The organism is Clostridium sp. CS1-1, assembly GCF_056135525.1.
This window is the reverse complement of sequence record NZ_CM148680.1, coordinates 4,129,078-4,144,875: the sequence shown is the minus strand read 5'-3', so window position 1 is coordinate 4,144,875 and position 15,798 is coordinate 4,129,078. Positions and strand designations below refer to the sequence as shown.

The 15,798-nt window shown below is 32.1% G+C and carries 13 protein-coding genes and 1 other RNA gene; 13 read left to right on the top strand and 1 reads right to left on the bottom strand.

Features of this window, described 5'->3' with window-relative positions:
• The first annotated feature begins 41 nt into the window (after nt 1-41).
• The 4 genes from recO to ppdK all read left to right on the top strand — a co-directional run bounded on the left by recO (nt 42) and on the right by ppdK (nt 5,314).
• Nucleotides 42-815: a DNA repair protein RecO gene (recO, locus tag AC0N0V_RS19460; RefSeq protein WP_474460438.1), complete on the top strand. Its 774-nt coding sequence runs from the start codon at nt 42-44 to the stop codon at nt 813-815.
• 60 nt (nt 816-875) lie between these two features.
• Nucleotides 876-1,499 carry a DUF4342 domain-containing protein gene (locus tag AC0N0V_RS19455; protein ID WP_474460436.1) on the top strand — a complete coding sequence of 208 codons (624 nt, stop codon included), beginning with the start codon at nt 876-878 and terminating at the stop codon, nt 1,497-1,499.
• Between the two features lie 471 nt (nt 1,500-1,970).
• Nucleotides 1,971-2,621, top strand: a complete 651-nt coding sequence (gene ccpN / locus AC0N0V_RS19450) for a transcriptional regulator CcpN (protein ID WP_474460435.1) — start codon at nt 1,971-1,973, stop codon at nt 2,619-2,621.
• Between the two features lie 59 nt (nt 2,622-2,680).
• The gene (gene ppdK / locus AC0N0V_RS19445; RefSeq protein ID WP_474460434.1) at nt 2,681-5,314 is read left to right on the top strand and encodes a pyruvate, phosphate dikinase; all 2,634 of its coding nucleotides are present in this window, start codon (nt 2,681-2,683) and stop codon (nt 5,312-5,314) included.
• Nucleotides 5,315-5,504: 190 nt separating this feature from the next.
• Here ppdK and AC0N0V_RS19440 read toward each other — a convergent pair whose 3' ends face one another.
• Entirely contained in the window at nt 5,505-6,572 is a 1,068-nt protein-coding gene (locus AC0N0V_RS19440; protein WP_474460433.1) for a CotS family spore coat protein, read from the bottom strand.
• Between the two features lie 123 nt (nt 6,573-6,695).
• Between AC0N0V_RS19440 and AC0N0V_RS19435 the strand changes: the two genes are divergently transcribed.
• The 9 genes from AC0N0V_RS19435 (at nt 6,696) to lgt (ending at nt 15,785) form a co-directional block, all read left to right on the top strand.
• On the top strand, nt 6,696-7,724 hold the full coding sequence (locus AC0N0V_RS19435) for a deoxyguanosinetriphosphate triphosphohydrolase (protein ID WP_474460432.1): 1,029 nt from the start codon (nt 6,696-6,698) through the stop codon (nt 7,722-7,724).
• Nucleotides 7,725-7,998: 274 nt separating this feature from the next.
• Nucleotides 7,999-9,771 (top strand): DNA primase, encoded by a 1,773-nt coding sequence (gene dnaG / locus AC0N0V_RS19430; RefSeq protein ID WP_474460431.1) that lies wholly within the window; start codon nt 7,999-8,001, stop codon nt 9,769-9,771.
• On the top strand, nt 9,771-10,859 hold the full coding sequence (rpoD, locus tag AC0N0V_RS19425) for an RNA polymerase sigma factor RpoD (RefSeq protein ID WP_474460430.1): 1,089 nt from the start codon (nt 9,771-9,773) through the stop codon (nt 10,857-10,859). The genes dnaG and rpoD overlap by 1 nt, the downstream gene beginning before the upstream one ends.
• Before the next feature lie 108 nt (nt 10,860-10,967).
• Nucleotides 10,968-11,855 carry a PH domain-containing protein gene (locus tag AC0N0V_RS19420; RefSeq protein ID WP_474460429.1) on the top strand — a complete coding sequence of 296 codons (888 nt, stop codon included), beginning with the start codon at nt 10,968-10,970 and terminating at the stop codon, nt 11,853-11,855.
• Between the two features lie 22 nt (nt 11,856-11,877).
• Nucleotides 11,878-12,567 (top strand): tRNA (adenine(22)-N(1))-methyltransferase, encoded by a 690-nt coding sequence (locus AC0N0V_RS19415; protein WP_474460428.1) that lies wholly within the window; start codon nt 11,878-11,880, stop codon nt 12,565-12,567.
• Nucleotides 12,558-13,373: a Nif3-like dinuclear metal center hexameric protein gene (locus AC0N0V_RS19410; protein WP_474460427.1), complete on the top strand. Its 816-nt coding sequence runs from the start codon at nt 12,558-12,560 to the stop codon at nt 13,371-13,373. The genes AC0N0V_RS19415 and AC0N0V_RS19410 overlap by 10 nt, the downstream gene beginning before the upstream one ends.
• 61 nt (nt 13,374-13,434) lie before the next feature.
• An RNA gene (gene rnpB, locus AC0N0V_RS19405) (RNase P RNA component class A) lies at nt 13,435-13,778 on the top strand.
• A 220-nt stretch (nt 13,779-13,998) separates the two neighbouring features.
• Nucleotides 13,999-14,892, top strand: coding sequence for a TSUP family transporter (locus tag AC0N0V_RS19400; protein WP_474460426.1), 894 nt, complete (start codon nt 13,999-14,001; stop codon nt 14,890-14,892).
• A 122-nt stretch (nt 14,893-15,014) separates the two neighbouring features.
• On the top strand, nt 15,015-15,785 hold the full coding sequence (lgt, locus tag AC0N0V_RS19395) for a prolipoprotein diacylglyceryl transferase (protein WP_474460425.1): 771 nt from the start codon (nt 15,015-15,017) through the stop codon (nt 15,783-15,785).
• The last annotated feature ends 13 nt before the right edge of the window (nt 15,786-15,798 follow it).

The following is a 15,798-nucleotide window of genomic DNA, read 5'->3' as shown; positions in this document are numbered from 1 at the left end:
GTCAGTTGGGATAAAGTCTCTTTGATTCGAGTTTCACTTCATTGGGGGGTGTTTTTCTGTCTACATTTAAAACTAGAGCTGTAGTAATTAAAACTCAAGACATAAAAGAATCAGACAAACTTGTTTGGCTCTTTAGTGAAAAGTTAGGGAAAATATCTACTATCGCTAAAGGTGCAAAAAAAAATAGAAGTAATCTTTTTTCTACGACATTGCAATTTTGTTACGGTGATTATGTAGTATTTAAGGGTAAAAGTCTTTATATAATAAATGAAAGTACTATAATTGATTCATTTCAAGATTTAATAAGTGATTTAGATTTATTAACTTATGCATCATATTTTTGTGAACTAGTGGATATAGCTATGCAGGATGAAGAAAGTAATAGAGATCTTTTTAGATATTTAGTTACAGCATTTTATCTTATGAAAAATAATGCTGTGGATATAGAGACCTTGGCACGGGCTTTTGAAATAAAAGTTCTGAAATCTACAGGTTATGATTTAAATTTAGAGTACTGTTCTAGCTGTAGAAAGAAGATAAATACATCTAATTATATAAGTATCCAATATCTAGGAGGCGTATGTAATGACTGCCAAAGGATAAATGGGGTATACATAAATTATTCAGCGTATAATGCACTTAAATATCTATCTAAAGTACCTTTAGAAAATGTATATAGAGTTACACTATCAAAGGAGATTAAGAAGGAACTCTATAAAGCGCTATCTTTATTCATCGAACAAAACTATTTTAGAAAACCCAAAAGCCTAGATACACTTAATTGCTTAACAACGTTTACAGAAAATAATGTTTAGGTTAACTCAAAAGAAAATAAAATCAAGTTCTACACATATTAATAAAAAGGAGTGAAGAAAATGAATGAAATTACATTAGAAAAAATTGATATTATAAGAGAGAGAACTGGTGCTAGTTATACAGAAGCAAAAGAGGCATTAGAGGCTTGTGACGGAAATGTAGTAGATGCATTAATACACATTGAACAAAATCAAAAATCAACCATGAATAATATGTACACCTCAAAAGAAGAGTTTTTTACTTGGCTTAAGGATTTAGTGAATAAAGGGAATGTAAATAGAATAAGAATAAAGAAAGAAGATAAAGTTATAGTTGACATACCTGTAAACGCTGGTATTGCAGCAACCTTAACAGCATTAATATGGCCACCTCTTATTGCTATTGGTATTTTGACAGCAGTAGTAACTAATGTTACTATTGAAATCACTAAGAATGATGGAACTGTTGAAGTTGTAAACAAAATAATAAGAACTGGTGTAAAAGATGGTGTTAATGATGTAAAAGAAACTATGAAAGATGTAAAAGAAAAGGTTTTTGATGCTGCATCTTCTGTTAAAGATAAGTTTGTTAATAAAGATGATAGAAAAGAAGAACAAAACACATATCAATACACAGTTAAATTTGAAGACATTGACATGGACGATAGGGATGATAAAAATAAGAGCAATGATGGTAATGAATAGTAAAGTGTAATTTTTATCTTAAAGTCAGCATATAATAATTAAGTGCTGGCTTTTCTGTGTTTTCTAATAATGACCCTATTCAAGATTCAATTAGAGTATTAATTCAACGATGTTTTACAACAAAACTTGTTTTAATTTAGATGAATAAATTTGGCTTATATATTACTTGAAATTTTGTGCTAAATATAAGTAAATAACATAATTATAAATATTAAAAATAGAATATATAATACAAGTGAAGAATTTATTGAATAGTTTTCAGGTCATATAAACTATCTTGTAATTTTCTTGGTCGAAAAAACTAAATATAAAATTATAAGTATTTAATATTATGGTTATTTTCATCAAAGCTTAAAGAAAATTATAGGAAAATGCTATACTATATATTAATATATAATGGTATAATAACGTTAAGCTAGATATAGGATGTGAAAAAGTGCTATACAGCTTTACTATAGATAAAGAGGGAGGGTGAACACTATTAAATTATCACCAAGACAAGAGCAAATAATTAGATTCGTACAGGAGCATGAGCCAATAACAAGTGAGCAATTAGCTACAAAATTAGGTGTTACTAGGGCCGCCTTAAGACCAGATTTAGCTATCTTAACAATGACAGGTATATTAGAAGCAAAACCGAAGGTAGGATATATATATTCACAAAAGCCCTCTTACAGCTTAATTTATGATTATATAAGAAATATCAGGGTAGAAGATATAATGTCTAAACCGGTTATGGTAGATGAAAATACTACAGTATATGATGCTATAGTACACCTATTTTTAAATGATGTAGGTACTCTATTCATAGAAAGTAATGGAATACTTACTGGAGCTGTTTCGAGAAAAGACTTTTTAAAGATGGCGATGGGTGGAACTGACATGCATAAAGTTCCTGTAGGCATAATAATGACTAGGATGCCTAATATAGTATATGTAGAAAAAGAAGATACTGCATATTTGGCAGCACAAAGAATTATGGAGCATGAAGTTGATAGTCTTCCAGTGGTTGAAAAAGGATTTAATGGTAATAAGGAAGCTTTAAAAATAGTAGGAAAGGTCTCTAAAACTAACATTACAAGATTATTTGTTAAAATGGGGGAAAATAACCAGGTTAGGTAAACGGATCAATATCCGTTAACATAAACAAAATCTGTAAAGTAAAAAGGGGATGTTTATTTATGGTGAGTAAAAAGTATGTTTATCTTTTTAGCGAGGGCAATGCTTCTATGAAAAACTTGCTTGGGGGAAAAGGAGCAAACCTAGCAGAGATGACAAACTTAGGCATACCTGTTCCACAAGGATTTACAGTGAGCACTGAAGCTTGTACAAAATATTATGAAGATGGAAAAAAACTAGGAGATGAGATTGTAAATCAAGTTTATGAATCTCTAGCAAACATAGAGCACATGACTGGAAAAAGGTTTGGTAGTGTAGATAACCCTCTACTTGTTTCTGTTAGATCAGGGGCAAGAGTTTCTATGCCTGGGATGATGGATACTATATTAAATTTAGGCTTAAATGATGATACTGTAGAGGCTTTAAGTAAGCTAACAAATAATGAGAGATTTGCCTATGACTCTTATAGAAGATTTATTCAAATGTTTTCAGATGTTGTAATGGGAATAGAAAAGAGAAAATTTGAAGATATTCTAGATGGAGCAAAGGAGCTTAAAGGAGTTAAGTTTGACACAGATTTAGCTGCATCAGATTTAAAAGATATTGTTATAAAATACAAAGCTCTTTATCAAAAAGAAATGGGGAGGAACTTTCCACTAGATCCAAAAGAACAACTGTTAGAAGCTGTAACAGCTGTATTTAGATCATGGGATAACCCAAGGGCTATAGTCTACAGAAGACTAAATGACATTCCGGGAGATTGGGGAACAGCTGTTAACGTTCAATCAATGGTATTTGGTAATATGGGAGAAACATCAGGAACAGGGGTTGCATTTACCAGAAATCCTGCTACTGGAGAAAAACTTATATTCGGTGAATATTTAATAAATGCTCAAGGTGAAGATGTTGTTGCCGGAATAAGAACACCTCATCCAATATCCAGATTGCAACAGGACTTACCAGAATGCTATAAAGAATTTATGGAAATAGCACAGAGATTAGAAACTCACTATAGAGATATGCAAGACATGGAATTTACTATAGAACAGGGCAAATTATATTTCTTGCAAACAAGAAACGGAAAAAGAACGGCTCAGGCCGCATTGAAAATTGCTGTTGATTTAGTTGAAGAAGGACTTCTTACAAAGAAAGAAGCTGTACTAAAGGTCGATCCAAAACAATTAGACTCACTTTTGCACCCAAATTTTGATCAAAAAGAGCTGAGAAATGCTCAAGTTATAGCTAAAGGTCTTCCTGCATCACCTGGGGCAGCTTGTGGCAAGGTTTACTTTACTGCGGAATCAGCAAAGGAACATCATGAACAAGGTGAAAAGGTAATACTAGTAAGGCGTGAAACATCTCCTGAGGACATAGAAGGAATGGTGGCAGCAGAAGGGATACTTACAGCTCGAGGTGGTATGACTTCTCATGCAGCAGTTGTGTCTAGAGGTATGGGGACCTGTTGTGTTGCAGGGTGCGGAGATATAAGAGTTAACGAGGATGCTGGCACATTTGAAGCAGGTGGCAAAGTATATCATGAGGGCGACTACATTTCACTTGATGGAAGTACTGGGAATGTCTACGGTCATGCAATTAAAACTGTTGAACCTGAAATAAGTGGACACTTTGGAACATTTATGGCTTGGGCTGATGAGATAAGAGCATTAAAAGTTAGAACTAATGCTGATACACCAAGAGATTCTGAACATGCCATTAAGTTTGGAGCTGAAGGTATTGGACTATGTAGAACTGAGCATATGTTCTTTGATGAAGAAAGAATTCCAGCAGTTAGAGAAATGATTGTTTCAAAGACAGAAGAGCAGAGAAGAAGAGCATTAAATAAGTTACTACCAATGCAAAGGGAAGACTTTATTGGAATTTATGAGGCTATGGAAGACAGGCCAGTAACTATAAGATTATTAGATCCACCACTACATGAGTTTTTACCACAAGTAGATGAAGATATCAAGGACTTAGCTAAGGAGATGGGATTAACTTTTGAAGATTTAAAGGGGACTGTTGAGTCCTTACACGAATTTAACCCAATGATGGGGCATAGAGGATGTCGTCTGCCTGTATCGTATCCAGAGATAGCTGAAATGCAAACTAGAGCCATCATAGAAGCTGCTATAGATGTTAAGAGAAGAACGGGATATGATATAGTTCCTGAGATAATGATACCGCTTGTTGGTGAGTTGAAAGAGTTGAAATTTGTTAAAGATATAGTTGTTTCAACAGCAGAAGAAGTAATAGGAAAAGAAGGATTAGAATTAAAATATCTAGTAGGAACAATGATAGAAATACCAAGGGCAGCTCTTACAGCTGATGAGATAGCTAAGGAGGCCGAATTCTTCTCCTTTGGAACAAATGATTTAACACAGATGACTTTTGGCTTCTCAAGAGATGATGCAGGTAAGTTCTTGAAAGATTACTATGATAATAAGATATACGAATTTGATCCATTCCAAAAACTAGACCAAGTAGGAGTAGGGAAGCTTGTTAAAATGGCTGCTGAACTTGGAAAACAGACAAGGCCAGATATTCATCTTGGAATATGCGGAGAGCATGGTGGAGATCCGTCTTCGGTCGAATTCTGTCATAATGTTGGACTAGACTATGTATCTTGTTCGCCATTTAGAGTTCCAGTTGCGAGACTTGCTGCTGCTCAAGCTCAGATTAAAAATCCACGAAAATAATAAAGTTAAAACAGTCGGGAGATAACCGACTGTTTTAACTTTTGGTTCATTTACAAAGCCGTATGAATATTTTATATGGGGTATTTTAGATAATCTCGAAGGTATACTTAGGTAATTATATCGACAGAAAATGAGGCTGATCTCTCCTATGTTAAAGGGAGAGTTAGCCTCATCACTTACTTCTTGATTATTAGGTTATTATACAATCAAATTTATCCTCAATATGTTTTCCAAGTTGGAGTACAAAATTTAAATGATATATATCTTTATCTACTGCTTTTTTTAATAAGTACAAGAATGAATTATGATTACACTTTTTGATGTTATTATAATAGTCTCTTGATATTTTCCAGAACTTTTGAGGGAAAGAGAGATAAGCAAGAATATACTTATATTCATCTAAATTTAAAGGATGAATTTTTTCATATGCGTTTAAACAATCTAAAGTAAGTTGTAAATCCCAATTAGTAGTTTCTCTTTTTAAAAGTCTTCTTAAGAAATAAGATATGTCGTGGGTACAATAATCCATACTGCACTTATCAAAATCTATTACCCATAGATTGTCACTCTCATCAAAAATTATATTTTTATTTACATAATCTAAGTGACATAAAGAAGAGCTTAAATTTTTCATATTTACGGTAGAACACACCTGTGCAGAAACTTGAGCCAATAGTGAGTTAGTATCAAAGTGTTGTAAAAACGTCTTTGAAAATTTGTCACCGTGTTTAAAAGCTAAATTTGAACAAGAAAGAAGCTGCTCAAAGTGCTTGTTTATAGAATTAGATAAATTATCATAGCTTTTACGTATGCTACTTCCTGATATAGGTATAAAATTTTCTCCTGAATTATGCATACGCGCTAAATTGGTAATAGAATTAATAACATGCTCTCTATTATCGTAACTACACTTTTTCCCATCTATCCAAGGAGTTAATATAAATAGCATATTATTATATTCTACAAATCTTCCTCTTTGGTTTGTAGGGAGGATCTTAGGAGTATTTATCATACTTCTAAATAACCACTCTACAGCAGAATAAACAAATAGAAGATCTTGCTTTGAAAAATAGACCTTTTTTAAACAATAAGTTTCTCCTAAGTAATCTACTTTATACACGGCTCTTTGTTTATCAGTATCCTTGAACTTAACTCTGCTTATTTCTGCTTGTTCAAGGCTATATTCTGGAAGTACGTATTTTTTTACATTTTCTTCAGATAATAGGTCTAGATTATATTCCTTAGCGGGATAAGGCAACATCAACACTCCCTAAAAAGCTATTTCCATATAATAATATTAAATAAGTTTTTATAATATACATTATAGATAAAAAAAGGAGTTTTAAATATCTTTATAGAATAATTTTAAAAGGTGATATATATGATTATTAGAGAAAAAATAGAACAAAGAGAAAAGTCAATATTAATACAGCAAGCGACATTTGTTTCAAATTCAAGAGGAAGGCGAATTGAAGAAGAAGCAGATGAAGTAAGAACAGCTTTTATGGTAGATAGAGATAGGGTAATACACAGCAAGTCATTTAGAAGACTAAAACATAAAACGCAAGTTTATATAAAAACTTGGGGGGATCATTATAGAACAAGGCTTACACATACTCTGGAAGTAGCTCAAATAGCAAAAACCATAGGAAGAGGAATAGGACTTAATGAAGATTTGATAGAGGCAATAGCTATGGGACACGACATAGGGCATGTAGCCTTCGCACATAATGGAGAAGAAGTTCTAGATAAACTTCTACCTGGGGGGTTCAGGCATAATGAAAATAGTATTAGAGTTTTGACTAAAATAGAAAAACAAGGGAAAGGTTTGAATCTTACGAAGGAAGTCTTAGACGGTATATTACATCATAGTGGTTTTTCTAATGATTGCTCTAAGGCTTCTACGCTAGAGGGCCAGGTTGTAAGATATAGCGATAAGATTGCATATGTGAACCATGATATAGATGATTCTATTAGGGCTGGCCTTCTAAAAGAGGATCAGCTACCGATAAAGTCGATGGAGATACTAGGAAAAAACCATAGTGATAGAGTGGATACATTGGTTAGGGATTGTATTTATAACACTTTGGACAATATAAGTAAAGGAATTATTAAAGTCTTACTCAGTGATCAAATAGGAAGCTCCCTTGCAGAATTAAGAGATTTTATGTTTAAAAATATATACATGGGCACAGTACTTAAAATAGAAAGAGATAAAGCGAAATTTATATTAGAGCAAGTTTTTAATTACTTTGTTAAAAATCCTAAAAAAATGCCAGAGTTATATTTAGGCATTGTAGAAGAGGAAGGTCTATATAGAGGTGTTGCAGATTATATATCTGGAATGAGTGATGACTATTGCTTATTACAATTTAATAGTATATATGTTCCTAAAATAGTGATTTATTAGGAATAATTTTTCATAGTAAATGGGTAAAATAGTCAATGTGCATTCTTTTAGAATCCATAATTAAAACAAATGAGTAAAAAAAATATTTTTGAAGGATATTTTATGTTTGTAAAGAATATATATATTAGGTTAAGAAAATATCATAAAAAAGAAATATATTCAGATTTAAAGAAGGAATATAGTAATTTATGTCGAATATATTAAGTTCTAGTATAATATTAAGTTTAATAAATTAAGTGTAATAAATATAAATAAGGATAGGTGGGAGTAGTTATTGATATCGGAAGATGTCATTCAAAAGGTAAAAGAAGAAAGTGATATAGTGGATATTATATCTGAAAGTGTAAAATTAAAAAGAGCAGGTAGAAATTACTCAGGATTATGTCCATTCCATCATGAGAAAACACCATCTTTTAGTGTATCTGCAGATAAGCAAATCTATAAATGTTTTGGCTGTGGAGAAGCGGGTAACGTTATAACCTTTGTTATGAAAACCCGAAATTTGACTTTTCCTGAGGCTTTAAAGGTTTTAGCAGATAAAGCTAATATTGATTTAGAATTAGATGATAATAAAGGTAGGGATGGCAATAACAGTTTTGAGAAATTATATACATTAAATGTTGAGGCGGCTAGATACTTTTTTAACTGTTTACAACAGAATGTTACTGCAAAAAAATACTTGTTAAATAGAGGAATAACAGAAACAACTATAAGAAGATTCGGGCTTGGATATTCAGTAGCTAGCTGGGATAGTATACTAAAGCATTTAAAAAGAAAAGGCTATACTGAATTAGATATGATTACAGGTGGTTTAATAATTAAAAGCCAAAAAGATTCTTACTATGACAGGTTTAGAAATAGAATTATATTTCCAGTGTTTGACTATAGAGGTAAGGTCATTGGATTTGGAGGAAGGGTTTTAGATGATTCAAAACCCAAGTATCTAAATTCACCAGAAACCTCTATATTTAAAAAAGGAACAAATCTTTATGGCTTAAATTTTGCTATTAAAAGCAATAACTCTAGAATGTTCATTATTGTAGAAGGTTATATGGATTGTATATCACTTCATCAACATGGTATTACTAATGCCGTTGCTTCACTTGGAACTGCTCTTACAATAAATCAAGCTAAGCTAATGAAAAGATATGCAGACAAAGTTATTATATCCTATGATGCTGATACTGCTGGCCAAATGGCTACGCTAAGAGGGTTAGACGTACTTAAGCAGGTTGGATTAGATGTAAGGGTTTTAAGCGTTCCACAAGGAAAAGACCCTGATGAATTTATAAGAAATAATGGAAAAGAAGCCTTTGTTAAACTTATTAATGATGCTATTCCACTTATAGATTATAAAATTAAAATGACTAGAGAAGGAATCGACTTAAAAAATGCTAATGAAGTAGTGAAGTATGCCGAAGGTGCCTTAGAAATAATAGTTGACCTCGATCCTATTGAGAAAGAACTTTACATAAAGAAATTATCAGAGGAAACTGGAATAAGAGATCAGGCACTATATGATATAATAAACAATAAAATTCAAAAAAATGTAAAAAAAGATGAAAATGTGAATATAGATAGGGGTTTTGGACAAAAATTATATTTAGAACCTGCATATTTAAAGGCAGAGAGAGGTCTTTTGAAGGTTATGATAGAACATACAGAAGCACTTAAATATGCTGTACATAATATAGATAGAGATGAGTTAGTTTTAGAAAGTCATAAAAAAATATATGATTATATTGTTCAAAATATGGATTGTGAAGAAGACGAGAGAAAAAAACATATAGAATCAAGATGTGATAATATAGATGTCTCAAAAGAATGGGTTAGTATTTTAGATACTGATTTGATTTATGATAATAATGATTTTAAATCTATAGTAAATGGGTATATAAAAGGTATAAAAAAGTATAAATTAGAGGAGTCTAAAAAAGATATTATGAATAGAATAAAAAAGTGTGAATCCGAAGGAAACCTTGAAGAATTTTCAAAGTTAGCACAGCAGCTTATAGAAATACAAAAAAAGATTGGTGGGATACAGTAATGGCGGTTGAAGGAGGTAACAAAATGAAAGATAAAAGTGCGAAAATGCAGATAGTTAAAAAGCTAATTGAAAAAGGTAAAAAAAGCAGCACTTTGACTTATAAAGAAATAATGGATGAATTAGATGAGATAGATTTAAGTCCAGAGCAAATAGAAAAGATATATGAAGTACTTGAGTCTATGGGAATTGAAGTTATTGGAGATATGCAAGAAGTAGAAACTGATGAAAGAGATTTAGATTTAAGTATTCCTGAAGGAATTGCTATAGATGACCCTGTAAGAATGTATCTAAAAGAAATTGGTAAAGTGCCACTACTATCATCAGATGAAGAAACTAAATTGGCTTTGAGAATTGAAGAGGGAGACCAAGCAGCTAAAAAGAAGCTTGCAGAAGCTAATTTAAGACTTGTAGTAAGTATAGCAAAAAGATATGTTGGAAGAGGAATGCTATTTCTTGACTTAATTCAAGAAGGTAACCTTGGACTTATCAAAGCGGTAGAAAAATTTGACTATCGTAAAGGATTTAAGTTTAGTACTTATGCTACATGGTGGATAAGGCAGGCAATTACTAGAGCAATTGCAGACCAGGCAAGGACAATAAGAATACCAGTACATATGGTTGAAACTATAAATAAGTTAATAAGAGTTTCAAGACAGCTTCTACAAGAACTAGGAAGAGAACCTCAGCCAGAAGAAGTTGCTAAGATTATGGAAATGCCAGTTGATAAGGTAAGAGAAATAATGAAAATAGCTCAGGAACCTGTGTCATTAGAAACACCAATAGGGGAAGAAGAGGATAGTCATCTTGGAGACTTTATTCCAGATGATGATGCACCAGCTCCAGCAGAAGCTGCGGCTTTCACTATGTTGAAAGAACAACTTATAAATGTTTTAGACACATTAACTCCAAGAGAAGAGAAAGTTCTTAGACTAAGATTTGGATTAGATGATGGAAGAGCTAGAACTCTTGAAGAAGTAGGTAAAGAGTTTAATGTTACAAGAGAAAGAATAAGACAAATCGAGGCGAAGGCTTTAAGAAAACTTAGACATCCAAGCAGAAGTAAAAAATTAAAAGATTACTTAGACTAAAGCACCTATACATGGTGCTTTTATTATATGTAAAATTTTCCATCATATTTTCATTGTGATTAATAATTGATGTAAATTATGCTATAATGTATAGAGGAAGGTGATGATGTGAAAAAGTATAAGTCAATAAAAGGGCAAGCAATCTACTCTATAGTAGGTGTAAGCGTATTATATAATATTTTATTTGTAGTCCTATCATTTATGGTAGATTCTTATGAAATTTCAAGTATCTTAAAAATAGTAATTGTTGTTTTTAATATATATCAGCTTTATTATGTAATTATTGCTACCTCTTTAAGCTATTCTATGGATAATAATAATATATATATTAAGAGTAGTTTTGGAGTTAAGAATATAATAATACCATTTAGCAGTATACAAGGATATAAGAAGGCTGAAGGTCATATAAGGGGCGTGAAGTTATCCGGTTATGGTAAGAATCATTTTGCTATTGGAAGGGCTGTTATTGAAAAGATAGGAAGCGCATATATGTTTGTAACTTCTACAGAGAATATTATTTATATAAAGACAGATGATATTAATTATGGCTTGTCGCCAGAAGAATTTGAAGCATTCGAAAAAGAGTTAAATGAGAAAAGTATAAATCCTTTAAATTGGGAGTATAAAGTAAACAAGGATATTAATCTGTATAAAGATAGAAAGTTTTTTATTCCACTTATTTGCGTGGGTATAATTTCCTTAATAATTACATTGAACCCAATAATATTATACTTATACGATAGACTTCCAGCTATGATGCCTTTGAATTTTAACTCTAACTTCGTTGCTATGCAGTTTGGAACTGGGAAGCAATTTGCATTTAAACAAATGGTTTATGGATTACTAAATATGGGGATTATATTCTGTATGTATTATGCCGCCTATTTTTGTGCAAAATACGATAAAAAGTCATCCTATAAGTTTATGTATGTAGCATTAATTATATCCATAACTTTTTTGTTTATTCAATTTAGGATTTTACTAACATTTAGATAGTGAATAGAATGGAGAATGAGATATGGAACTTAGTTTAAGACTTAAGACTATTGCTGAAATGGTTGATAAGTGTGAATGTGTAGCGGATATAGGAACGGACCATGGGTATATTCCTATATATTTAATTAAAAACAATGTTTGTAATAGAGCGATTGCTTCGGATATTAATAAAGGGCCAGTTGAAAAAGCAAGATTTAATATTAGAATTGAAGATTTAGAAGATAAGATAGATTGTAGGTTAGGGGGAGGGCTTACTACTGTAAACCAAGGGGAAGTGCAGGGTATAGTTATTGCCGGTATGGGTGGTAATCTTATAAGAGATATTATAGAGGAAAGGTTGAATATATTTAAAGAAGCAGAGTTTGTTATACTTCAACCAGTTCAAAATCCAGAGGTTTTAAGAGAATATATTTATAAGAATGGATACACAATAGTAGATGAGGAATTATGTATTGATGATAGTAGGTTCTATGAAATATTAAAAGTAAGGTATGGAAGCGAAGTTAAAGAGGTTGATGGCATATATTATGAAATAGGAAAGAAGCTATTAGACGAAAAGCATCCTCTTATAAAAGAATTTATAGAATATAAGATCAGACGTTATTCGGAAATACATAATAATATAAGAGATAATACTGAGTCAGCTGAGAGAAGAAAGAATGAACTTAAAGATAAAATTAAGAGGTTGGAGGAATTAAAGCAATGCCTTTAATGGTAAAAGATATTGATAAAATTATGGAACAACATGCTCCAGCAAGATTTAAAGAGAGTTATGATAACGTTGGACTTATGGTGGGAGATAAAAAGTGTGAGATAACTTCAATACTAATTGCATTAGACTGTACGTTAGATGTAATAGAGGAAGCAAAACAAAAGAAGTGTAATCTTATTTTAACTCATCATCCATTGCTATTTAGAAAGCCTAGTAATATAACCACAGATACTCTTCTTGGAAAGAAAATTATAGACCTTATTAAAAATAGCATTAATGTTTATTCTAGTCATACTAATCTTGATTCTGTAAAAGGCGGAATAAATGAAATTATTATGGAACTTATAGGGTTTAATAAGTATTCAACCATAGAACTTTCAGAAAAGAGAAGAGACAATGACAGTTCTACTGGAATAGGGAGAATTGCTGAATTGGATGAGGCTGTAACCTTAGGAGAAATGTGTGAAAAGGTTAAGGAAAAGTTAAACATACCTTTTCTTAGGTATTCCGGCAACGATTCTATGAAAGTAAAAAAAGTTGCTGTTATTAATGGTAGCGGTCAGGATTACTTTAACGAAGCTAGACGGTTAGGAGCGGACTGTATAATAACTGGAGATACTACATACCACTATGTAAGTGATTTTAATGAAGAAGGTATCGCAGTTATCGACGCAGGTCATTTTGATACTGAATGGCCTGCAATGAAACTAGTGGGCAAATGGTTAGAAGATACTCTCAAATCTAAGGGATTTAACAATTCTGTATTAGTATCGGGAGTTAGTAGAAATCCTTACAAGTTCAAATAAAACTATTTTTGGAAAATATTTTATTTGCATTTTTACATGCACTGTGATATTATAGTATCTGCGAGTAAGCCAGACAATCGCTGCTGTGGAGACACAGGAGAGGAAAGTCCGAGCTCCGTAGGGCAGGGTGCTGGGTAATACCCAGTCAGGGTGACCTGAAGGAAAGTGCAACAGAGATATACCGCCGAAACTGGTTTCGGTAAGGGTGGAAAGGCGAGGTAAGAGCTCACCAGCGCATTGGCGACTTTGCGGCTATGTAAACCCCACTTGGAGCAAGATCGAATAGGGAAGCATTATGGGGCTGCCCGTCCCGCTTCCGGGTGTATCGCTTGAGCCTAATGGTAACGTTAGGCCTAGATAGATGATTGTCAAATACAGAACTCGGCTTATAGACTTAGTCGCATATATACCATCAAAACCATCAGGTAAACGCCTGATGGTTTTGTTTTTATCTAATAATAAAGAATACTATCAAACTTTGTCACTAGTTTATTGTAGTAAATCGGTGATAAAGTTTGATAATATTTTAATTTACATTGAAAAAGTCCAATCTATGTTATAAAATGATATAGCGTTGTAAAGGATAACATGAAATATAATATATTATGGAGAATGGAGTAATATTATGCTAAAAGTTGTATTAGGATTTATGGTTCTAAGTGGTGCTTGGTTCTTATTCTTACTTGTTAAAGATTATATGAAAAGAAAGAGTAATAACACCCTTGAGAAAGATAGCTTTGCTAAGCTAGGTATTATAGGAATGATAGCTAATTTTTTTGATACGTTAGGAATAGGAAGCTTCGCAATTGAAACTTCACTTTTTAAAACTTTTAATGTTGTAGAAGATAGGAAGATTCCTGGAACCTTAAATGTTGGATGTACAATTCCAACAATAATTGAAGCACTAATATTTATGACTGTAATTGAAGTTGACCCTGTTACACTTTTCAGCATGCTTGCAGCTGCGGTTGTTGGAGCTTTAGTCGGAGCAGAAGTTGTTTCAAAATTTAAAGAAAAAACAATTCAGCTTGTTATGGGGATGGCCCTTCTTGCTGTAGCAGCAATTATGGTTGCAGGACAATTAAAACTTTTCCCTGTAGGGGGAGAGGCTTTAGGGCTTACAGGAACTAAACTCATAGTTGGAATAATAGGAAATTTTGTTTTTGGAGCAATAATGACAGTAGGTATAGGTTTATATGCGCCATGTATGGCACTTATATTTGCTTTAGGAATGGGACCTACAGCAGCATTTCCTATAATGATGGGATCCTGTGCAGTATTACTACCTTTCTCTTCTTATAAATTTATTAAGAGTGGAGCGTATTCATCTAAAGGATCAATAGCTATAACTATATTAGGGTCTGTAGGTGTGTTAATTGCAGCTTATCTTGTTAAATCATTACCTCTTGGTACCCTAAAGTGGATAGTTGTACTAGTAATACTTTATACTTCAGTTTTAATGTTTAAATCTGCTAAAAAAAGCACTAGCAAAGATGAAGAGTTACTAGAGGCAGCATAATATATTCTAAATAAAAAGACTTTCAGTTAACTAGTTAAAACTGAAAGTCTTTTTTATTTTAAATAATATTACTTAATGGTATAATGGTTATTATATGAAAATAAAGGAAGGATGTGAATTAAATGAATCCAATAGCTTTTTCAATAGGTGGATTTGATATTAGATGGTATGGAATAATTATTGCGCTAGGAGTTATTGCAGCACTTTTATTAGCTAGTTATAATTCTAAAGTTAAGAATTTTGATTTTGATAAACTTTTAGATACATTTTTAATAGCTTTTCCTTTTTCCATTCTAGGGGCAAGAGCATACTATGTTATATTTCAATTTAATGATTATAGAGATAACCTTATTGATATGTTTAATATAAGACAAGGAGGACTTGCAATTCACGGGGGAGTTTTATTTGGGTTAGCAGCAGCTTATATTTATACAAGGCGTAAGAAACTTGACTTTTTATATATGGCTGATATAGCAGCTCCTTCTTTAATATTAGGTCAGGCGATAGGAAGATGGGGAAACTTTTTCAATGGTGAGGCACACGGAGGCCCCGTATCATATGAGTTTATGCAAAAATTTCCGTTGTTCATACAAAAAGGAATGTTTATAAATGGAGAGTTTTATCACCCCACTTTCCTATATGAGTCAATATGGAATCTTTGCGTTTGCTTAATACTTGTTTATTTACTAAGAAGGACAGCGAAAAAGGGAACTGTTATATTTGCATACATTGGTTTATACTCTATAGGTAGATTTTTCATAGAAGGACTAAGAACTGATAGTTTAATGTTAGGAAGTATAAGAGTTGCTCAACTAATTAGTTTATCTGGGGTACTGTTATGTCTAGCATTTTATATATATGCTTATAAAAATAAAGCAGTTAATCGGAATTAGTAATTATAGCTTT

Excerpts from the sequence above, each read along its gene's own strand:
- AC0N0V_RS19410 (WP_474460427.1), top strand. The coding sequence starts at position 12,558 with ATGCCTTTAATGGTAAAAGATATTGATAAAATTATGGAACAACATGCT.
- AC0N0V_RS19435 (WP_474460432.1), top strand. The coding sequence starts at position 6,696 with ATGATTATTAGAGAAAAAATAGAACAAAGAGAAAAGTCAATATTAATA.
- AC0N0V_RS19415 (WP_474460428.1), top strand. The coding sequence starts at position 11,878 with ATGGAACTTAGTTTAAGACTTAAGACTATTGCTGAAATGGTTGATAAG.
- rpoD (WP_474460430.1), top strand. The coding sequence starts at position 9,771 with ATGGCGGTTGAAGGAGGTAACAAAATGAAAGATAAAAGTGCGAAAATG.
- AC0N0V_RS19400 (WP_474460426.1), top strand. The coding sequence starts at position 13,999 with ATGCTAAAAGTTGTATTAGGATTTATGGTTCTAAGTGGTGCTTGGTTC.
- AC0N0V_RS19455 (WP_474460436.1), top strand. The coding sequence starts at position 876 with ATGAATGAAATTACATTAGAAAAAATTGATATTATAAGAGAGAGAACT.
- ppdK (WP_474460434.1), top strand. The coding sequence starts at position 2,681 with ATGGTGAGTAAAAAGTATGTTTATCTTTTTAGCGAGGGCAATGCTTCT.
- lgt (WP_474460425.1), top strand. The coding sequence starts at position 15,015 with ATGAATCCAATAGCTTTTTCAATAGGTGGATTTGATATTAGATGGTAT.